General features: G+C 53.1%; 1 tRNA gene. It reads left to right on the forward strand.

Going from position 1 to position 621, the window contains the following annotated elements:
- Positions 1-187 precede the first annotated feature (187 nt).
- A tRNA-Ala gene (locus tag G6K99_RS23200) sits at positions 188-263 on the forward strand.
- Positions 264-621 lie beyond the last annotated feature (358 nt).

Genomic DNA, 621 nt, shown 5'->3' on the forward strand with positions numbered 1-621 from the left:
GTTGGTTAGAGCACACGCTTGATAAGCGTGGGGTCGGTAGTTCGAGTCTACCCGGGCCCACCATTCATCTTGGTGAATGTGGTGCTGGTCGGGGTGGCGGACGCAGTCGATAAGATCGTGTGGGTTATGGTGTTGATGGACGGGCTTTATGCTAATTCCTATTGGCTTTTGCCTCCGTTTAAGAATTGGGGCTTTAGCTCAGCTGGGAGAGCACCTGCTTTGCAAGCAGGGGGTCAACGGTTCGATCCCGTTAAGCTCCACCATATTTGGTCCTGACGTAGCCTGCTCGAGTTTGAGTGTGGCTGCAGTGTAGCGCAGAGCGCGTCGCCATCTAGGATATTTGCACTGGCAAATATCCGGGTTTGGCGCCCCTGCGGAGCGCCTTCGGCGCGTGAGCACAGGAATTGTCTTCTGAAGAAATAAAGGTTTGCACGACGCATCAGCGTTTGTGCCTGTTCTGCAAAATTGTGAAGAGAAGATTGATCTGGATGCTTCCAGGTATTTTTGGGTTTTGACCCAAAGATGTCCGAGCCCGGTTCTGATGATACCAAGGATGACCTAGCCGGTCGGATCTGGAGGAAGAGCTGGAGTAGGTAGGAAGCATGTCACTCTGGTCGGTCG

It is taken from the genome of Neorhizobium sp. AL 9.2.2, assembly GCF_013317225.1.
Lineage (GTDB): Bacteria > Pseudomonadota > Alphaproteobacteria > Rhizobiales > Rhizobiaceae > Neorhizobium > Neorhizobium soli.